General features: G+C 57.6%; 6 protein-coding genes. 4 read left to right on the top strand and 2 right to left on the bottom strand.

What is annotated here, in order from left to right; genetic code table 11:
* Nucleotides 1-41 precede the first annotated feature (41 nt).
* The 4 genes from ytfR to IM317_RS00225 all read left to right on the top strand — a co-directional run bounded on the left by ytfR (nucleotide 42) and on the right by IM317_RS00225 (nucleotide 5,233).
* Entirely contained in the window at nucleotides 42-1,544 is a 1,503-nt protein-coding gene (gene ytfR / locus IM317_RS00240; RefSeq protein ID WP_060568696.1) for a galactofuranose ABC transporter, ATP-binding protein YtfR, read from the top strand.
* A 10-nt stretch (nucleotides 1,545-1,554) separates the two neighbouring features.
* Nucleotides 1,555-2,580 (top strand): galactofuranose ABC transporter, ATP-binding protein YtfT, encoded by a 1,026-nt coding sequence (gene ytfT / locus IM317_RS00235; protein WP_172421287.1) that lies wholly within the window; start codon nucleotides 1,555-1,557, stop codon nucleotides 2,578-2,580.
* Nucleotides 2,567-3,568 carry a galactofuranose ABC transporter, permease protein YjfF gene (yjfF, locus tag IM317_RS00230; protein WP_023293434.1) on the top strand — a complete coding sequence of 334 codons (1,002 nt, stop codon included), beginning with the start codon at nucleotides 2,567-2,569 and terminating at the stop codon, nucleotides 3,566-3,568. The genes ytfT and yjfF overlap by 14 nt, the downstream gene beginning before the upstream one ends.
* A 93-nt stretch (nucleotides 3,569-3,661) precedes the next feature.
* Nucleotides 3,662-5,233: a methyl-accepting chemotaxis protein gene (locus tag IM317_RS00225; protein ID WP_033144491.1), complete on the top strand. Its 1,572-nt coding sequence runs from the start codon at nucleotides 3,662-3,664 to the stop codon at nucleotides 5,231-5,233.
* On the opposite strand, the gene IM317_RS00220 is transcribed toward IM317_RS00225, so the two are convergent.
* Together IM317_RS00220 and fbp are read right to left on the bottom strand one after the other, a co-directional pair.
* The gene (locus IM317_RS00220; RefSeq protein ID WP_033144492.1) at nucleotides 5,205-5,561 is read right to left on the bottom strand and encodes a LysR family transcriptional regulator; all 357 of its coding nucleotides are present in this window, start codon (nucleotides 5,559-5,561) and stop codon (nucleotides 5,205-5,207) included. The two genes, IM317_RS00225 and IM317_RS00220, sit on opposite strands and share 29 nt — an antisense overlap.
* Before the next feature lie 150 nt (nucleotides 5,562-5,711).
* Nucleotides 5,712-6,710 carry a class 1 fructose-bisphosphatase gene (gene fbp, locus IM317_RS00215; RefSeq protein ID WP_023310178.1) on the bottom strand — a complete coding sequence of 333 codons (999 nt, stop codon included), beginning with the start codon at nucleotides 6,708-6,710 and terminating at the stop codon, nucleotides 5,712-5,714.
* Between the last annotated feature and the right edge of the window lie 137 nt (nucleotides 6,711-6,847).

Genomic DNA, 6,847 nt, shown 5'->3' with positions numbered 1-6,847 from the left:
CTCTCCCCTCCGGGGAGAGGGTCAGGGTGAGGGGGAAAACCATGACCACTGAACAACACCAGGAAATCCTCCGCACAGAGGGCTTAAGCAAATTCTTCCCCGGCGTAAAGGCGCTGGATAACGTTGATTTCAGCCTGCGGCGCGGTGAGATCATGGCGCTGCAGGGCGAGAACGGCGCGGGAAAATCGACGCTGATTAAATCCCTCACCGGCGTTTATCACGCCGATCGCGGCACCATCTGGCTGGAAGGCAACGCCATTTCGCCGAAAAATACCGCCCATGCCCAACAGCTGGGGATCGGGACGGTGTACCAGGAAGTAAACCTGCTGCCGAATATGTCGGTGGCGGATAATCTGTTTATTGGCCGTGAGCCGCGACGTTTTGGCCTGCTGCGCCGCAAAGAGATGGAGGCGCGGGCGACAAAGCTGATGGAATCGTACGGCTTCTCCCTCGACGTCCGCGAGCCGCTGAACCGCTTTTCCGTGGCGATGCAGCAGATCGTCGCCATTTGTCGCGCGATCGATCTCTCGGCAAAGGTGCTGATCCTCGACGAACCCACCGCCAGCCTCGATACCCAGGAAGTGGAGATGCTCTTTACCCTGATGCGCCAGCTGCGCGATCAGGGCGTCAGCCTGATCTTCGTTACCCACTTCCTCGATCAGGTATATGAGGTAAGCGATCGCATCACGGTGCTGCGCAACGGCAGCTTTGTCGGCTGCCGCGAAACCCGCGAGCTGCCGCAGATCGAGCTGGTGAAAATGATGCTGGGCCGCGAGCTGGAAACCAACGCCCTTCAGCGCGCCGGGCGCACGCTGCTCAGCGAGAAACCGGTCGCCGCGTTCAGCGATTACGGCAAGAAAGGGGTGATCTCACCGTTTAATCTGGAAGTCCGCCCGGGCGAAATTGTCGGGCTGGCGGGCCTGCTGGGCTCCGGCCGGACCGAAACCGCCGAGGTGATCTTCGGGATCAAGCCGGCGGACAGCGGCACCGCGCTGATCAAGGGCAAACCGCAAACCTTACGATCGCCGCATCAGGCCTCCTGCCTGGGCGTCGGCTTCTGCCCGGAAGACCGAAAAACGGACGGTATTATTGCCGCGGCCTCGGTGCGGGAAAATATCATCCTGGCGCTGCAGGCCCAGCGCGGCTGGCTGCGCCCGATCCCCCGTAAAGAGCAAAACGCCATAGCCGAGCGCTTTATCCGTCAGCTGGGTATTCGTACCCCGAGCGCGGAACAGCCCATCGAGTTCCTCTCCGGCGGCAACCAGCAGAAGGTGCTGCTCTCCCGCTGGCTGCTGACCAAACCTCAGTTCCTGATCCTCGACGAACCGACCCGCGGCATTGACGTGGGGGCGCACGCCGAAATTATCCGGCTTATCGAAACCCTGTGTGCAGACGGTCTGGCGCTGCTGGTTATTTCGTCCGAGCTGGAGGAGCTGGTGGGCTATGCCGATCGCGTCATCATCATGCGCGATCGCAAACAGGTGGCAGAGATCCCGCTGGATAAGCTGTCCGTTCCGGCGATCATGAATGCCATCGCGGCATAAGGAGTAAATCGTGATGCCCCGTTCGCTTTCGCAAACCGGTGAGTCAAAGCGCCGATTCAGCTGGCCAACCGGCACGCCGCAAATCGCAGCGCTGCTGGTGGTTCTGCTGGTTGATAGCCTGGTCGCGCCGCATTTCTTCCAGATTATCGTGCAGGATGGCCGCCTGTTTGGCAGCCCGATAGACATTCTAAACCGTGCCGCGCCGGTGGCGCTGCTGGCTATCGGGATGACGCTGGTCATCGCCACCGGCGGGATTGACCTCTCCGTCGGCGCGGTGATGGCCATCGCCGGGGCCACGGCAGCTTCCATGACCGTGTCCGGACACAGCCTGCCGGTGGTACTGCTGGCGGCCTTAGGCACCGGCGTGCTGGCCGGATTATGGAACGGCATTCTGGTGGCGGTGCTGAAAATTCAGCCCTTTGTCGCCACCCTTATTTTAATGGTGGCCGGGCGCGGCGTGGCGCAGCTGATCACCTCCGGGCAGATTGTCACCTTTAACTCGCCGAGCCTGGCGTGGATCGGGAGCGGCAACCTTCTGTTCTTCCCGACGCCGGTGATCGTTGTCCTGGTCACGCTCATTGTCTTCTGGCTTTTCACCCGCAAAACGGCGCTGGGCATGTTCATTGAAGCCGTCGGGATCAACATCCGCGCCGCGCGCAACGCCGGGGTCAACACCCGCCTGATGGTGATGCTGACCTACGTGCTGAGCGGCGTCTGCGCCGCCATCGCCGGGGTCATCGTCGCGGCGGATATTCGCGGGGCCGATGCCAACAACGCGGGGCTCTGGCTGGAGCTGGACGCGATCCTCGCGGTGGTGATCGGCGGCGGGTCGCTGATGGGCGGGCGCTTTAACCTGCTGCTTTCGGTGATTGGCGCGCTGATCATTCAGGGAATGAACACCGGGATCCTGCTTTCGGGGTTTCAGCCGGAACTCAACCAGGTGGTGAAAGCGGTGGTCGTGCTTTGCGTGCTGATCGTCCAGTCGCCGCGCTTTGTCAGCATCATTAAGGGGATCCGTGGCCATGATAAAACGTAATTTACCGTTGATGATCACGCTGGGTGTGTTTGTGCTGGGGTATCTCTACTGTCTGACGCAGTTCCCCGGTTTTGCCTCGACGCGCGTGATCTGCAATATACTGACCGATAACGCCTTTTTAGGCATCATCGCCGTCGGGATGACCTTTGTGATCCTCTCCGGCGGGATCGATCTCTCCGTCGGGTCGGTGATCGCGTTTACGGGCGTGTTCCTCGCGAAGGCGATCGGCTTCTGGGGCATCTCTCCGCTGGTGGCGTTTCCGCTGGTGCTGGCGATGGGCTGCGCGTTTGGCGCCTTTATGGGGTTGCTGATCGACGCGTTAAAAATCCCGGCGTTTATCATTACCCTCGCGGGAATGTTCTTCCTGCGCGGGGTGAGCTATCTGGTCTCGGAAGAGTCGATTCCGATTAACCATCCGGTGTACGACACGCTCTCCAGCCTGGCGTGGAAAATTCCCGGCGGCGGCCGCCTGAGCGCGATGGGGCTGCTGATGCTGGGCGTGGTGGTGATTGGCATCTTCCTCGCCCACCGTACCCGGTTTGGCAACCAGGTTTACGCCATCGGCGGTAACGCCACGTCGGCAAACCTGATGGGGATCTCCACCCGCAGTACCACCATCCGCATCTATATGCTCTCGACCGGCCTGGCGACGCTGGCGGGGATCGTCTTCTCGGTGTATACCCAGGCGGGTTATGCCCTTGCAGGCGTGGGCGTTGAGCTGGATGCGATTGCTTCTGTGGTCATTGGCGGCACGCTGCTCAGCGGCGGGGTGGGGACGGTGCTGGGAACGCTGTTCGGCGTGGCTATCCAGGGGCTGATACAAACCTATATCAACTTCGACGGCACGCTCAGCTCCTGGTGGACGAAGATCGCCATCGGCATTCTGCTGTTTATTTTTATTGCCCTGCAGCGTGGCCTGACGGTGCTCTGGGAGAACCGTCAAAGCTCGCCTGTTACCCGCGTAAACACATCGGTAACAGAGCGATAACACGCTGAATTTGCTTAAAGTCTAAACATTTTCCGGTAGCGGCCGATACTCTTTTTTTATGCCCAGAAATATCTCGCTACCGGAAATAATATCATGCTTAAAACGCTATCGATTCGTACCGGCTTGCTCTCTTTACTGGCCGTTATGACCCTTCTGCTGCTGATTGTCAGCGGCATTGGCATTTATGCCCTCACACAGAGTTCTTCTTCACTGCAGCGTATTAATCACCTTCAGGGTGAGCAGATGGTGCAGCTTAATTCAGGCTATACGCTGATCCTGCGCGCGCGCAATGAGGCGGGCCAGGCCGTCCGCATGATGGAAATCGGCATGCTGGACGATGCGGCCAAAGCGGTAAAAAACATCAATCAGGAAGTTGCCCTGGCCCAGAAAACGCTGAAAGGCGTGATCGACGGCGGCGTGGCTGACGAGCAGGGACAACAGCTGCTCGATAAAGTGGCGGCCAGCCTGGCGACGTATAGCCAGCAGGGGATCAACCCCATGCTGAAAACCCTGAATGACCAGAGCGCGGACGGGTATTACGATCTGCTGGAGAAGACGCTGATTCCGGTGGCGAAGCAGTTTGATAACGACATGCAGGCGTTTCAGAAATGGAGCGAAGCGCGTGGTCAGGCGGAAGTGAGCGCCGTGCAGGCGAGTAAAACCCGCGTACTGATCCTGATTATCGTCGCAGCGCTGCTGACGGCGGGCATTATCGTGCTCGCGTGGCTGGTGCTGCGCCATATGCTGCTCAAGCCGCTCTCTGCATCGATCGCTCAGCTGGAGAACGTGGCGGCGGGGGATTTAACCCATACGCTGAATGCCCCCGCGAGCCAGGAGTTTAACCGCCTCAATGCGGTGATAGAGGAGATGCGGCAGTCGCTGATGAACTCGGTTATGCGGGTACGCGATGCCAGCTCGCAAATTGACACCGGTAGCCGCGAGCTGACGCTGGGAAACCGCGATCTTGCCGAGCGTACGGAATCCACCGCCACGTCGCTGGAGCAGACGGCGGCCAGCATGGAACAGATCACCGCAACGGTGAAGCTCAACGCCGATAACGCCGAGCAGGCGCACCAGCTGGCGAAGTCGGTGTCCGACACGGCCGATCACGGCAGCGAAATGGTCTGCTACGTAATTGAAAAAATGCGCGATATCTCCGGCAGTTCGGCGCGCATCGCCGACATCCTGAGCGTGATCGACGGTATTGCCTTCCAGACCAATATTCTGGCGCTTAACGCCTCCGTGGAAGCGGCGCGCGCGGGCGAGCAGGGGCGCGGGTTTGCCGTCGTCGCGGGCGAAGTGCGAAACCTCGCCAGCCGCAGCGCCGACGCGGCGAAAGAGATCCGATCGCTTATCAGTGATTCGCAGACCCACGTTAACGAGGGCAGCGAGCTGGCCCAGCAGGCTGGCGAGACGATGGACGAAATCGCAACAGAAGTGCTGCGCATGACCAAACTGATGCGTGAGATTGCGACCGCGTCTCAGGAGCAGAGCCGCGGCATTGAGCAGGTGAATATTGCGGTGAATCAGATGGACGAAACCGCGCAGCAGAATGCGGCGCTGGTGCAGCAATCCTCCGCCGCGACCCGCTCTCTTGAGGAGCAGTCGCGTCAGCTGATGGAAGCCATGTCATCATTCAAAGTGACGACTCAGACCGCTGCATAATATTACCCAGCCCCGGTACGTTCTGTGCCGGGGTTTTATTTTTTCCGGAATTAACTGCTGCAATATTATCGTGAATTTCACCCATTAATATTTCCAGTGAGCTGGTTAAGGCTAACGCTTTTTCCGTCGGTTCAAGATATAAACCTTTGCGGAAAAATAACGGTTCATCAAAGAGTTGATTAAAACGCTTTAGGGCCAGACTCACCGCCGGACGTGACATCTCCAGACGCAAAGAGGCTTTAGCCATGCTGCCGCAGCGGACGATTTCAATAAATACAGGGATAAGATTTAAATCAATGCCGGTATTAGCACGGGAATAATTGTTCATTGCGATTCTGCTCCACGAAATATCTGTCAAACTGTTATGGAAATAATGCAGGAGCAGTGGTGAATATTAAAGCCTGTTTTTTATAAACACTTATACGGTAAAACATATAAATGACCAGGGGAGCCAGAACGGCTCCCCTGTAGAGAGGCATTACGCGTCCGGATACTCACGGATAAAACGTTCAACGTCTTCAACCATGTGGTTGTTGCCGACGAAGAATGAACGGCGCTGGTGAAGGCTTTCCGGCACGATATCCAGAATACGCTCTTTACCGTCGCTCGCCTTGCCGCCCGCCTGTTCGGCGAGGAACGCCATCGGGTTGCACTCGTACAGCAGGCGCAGCTTCCCGTCCGGGTGGCTGGCGGTGCTTGGGTAGAGGTAGATACCGCCTTTCAGCAGGTTACGGTGAAAATCCGCGACCAGAGAGCCAATATAGCGGGACGTGTAAGGACGCTGGGTCGCTTTATCTTCTTCCTGGCAGAATTTAATGTACTTCTTCACGCCGTTCGGGAAGCGGATGTAGTTGCCTTCGTTGATGGAGTAGGTGTTGCCCTTCTCCGGGAAGCGCATACGTTCCTGGCTCAGGCAGAAAACGCCCAGTGAAGGATCGTACGTAAAGGCGTGAACCCCGCAGCCGGTGGTGTACACCAGCATGGTGGAGGAGCCATAAACGACGTAACCGGCAGCAACCTGGTTAATGCCCGGCTGCAGGAAATCTTCTTCGGTCACCGGCGTGCCAACAGGCGTGACGCGGCGGTAGATGGAGAAAATGGTACCGACAGAAACGTTAACGTCGATGTTTGAGGAACCGTCGAGCGGATCCATCAGAACAACGTATTTAGCGTGTTCACACCCTTCGAAAACAACAATTTCATCTTCTTCTTCAGAGGCGATACCCGCAACGATGTCGCGCGCGCGCAGTGCAGCTTTCAATTTTTCATTTGCGAACAGATCGAGCTTCTGTTGAACCTCGCCCTGAACGTTCTCGGCACCGCTGGCACCCAGGATATCGACCAGACCGGCCTTGTTGATATCGCGGTGGATGATCTTAGCGCCCAGCTTTATTGCCGACAGCAAAGCAGTGAGTTCACCGGTAGCATGAGAGAACTCGTGCTGCTTTTCGACAATAAATTCACCTAACGTTTTCATAACACTTTCCCTGCATCTTTGTGAGTAGAGCGATTGTATGTTCACTAAAACGACTAAAGCCCAACAATCTTAACAAACATTCAAATATTAGCGCAGAGGTGAATCGCGCCAGCAACATACGGATTTACCTGAAATGC

Origin of the sequence: Enterobacter cloacae complex sp. S3, from assembly GCF_014930495.1 — a bacterium.
GTDB lineage: Bacteria > Pseudomonadota > Gammaproteobacteria > Enterobacterales > Enterobacteriaceae > Enterobacter > Enterobacter asburiae_B.
The sequence above is the reverse complement of the archived record's forward strand: the minus strand, read 5'-3'. Positions and strand labels throughout refer to the sequence as shown.

Coding starts and splice junctions, on each gene's coding strand:
- ytfR (WP_060568696.1), top strand. CDS start 42: ATGACCACTGAACAACACCAGGAAATCCTCCGCACAGAGGGCTTAAGC.
- yjfF (WP_023293434.1), top strand. CDS start 2,567: ATGATAAAACGTAATTTACCGTTGATGATCACGCTGGGTGTGTTTGTG.
- IM317_RS00220 (WP_033144492.1), bottom strand. CDS start 5,561: ATGAACAATTATTCCCGTGCTAATACCGGCATTGATTTAAATCTTATC.
- fbp (WP_023310178.1), bottom strand. CDS start 6,710: ATGAAAACGTTAGGTGAATTTATTGTCGAAAAGCAGCACGAGTTCTCT.
- IM317_RS00225 (WP_033144491.1), top strand. CDS start 3,662: ATGCTTAAAACGCTATCGATTCGTACCGGCTTGCTCTCTTTACTGGCC.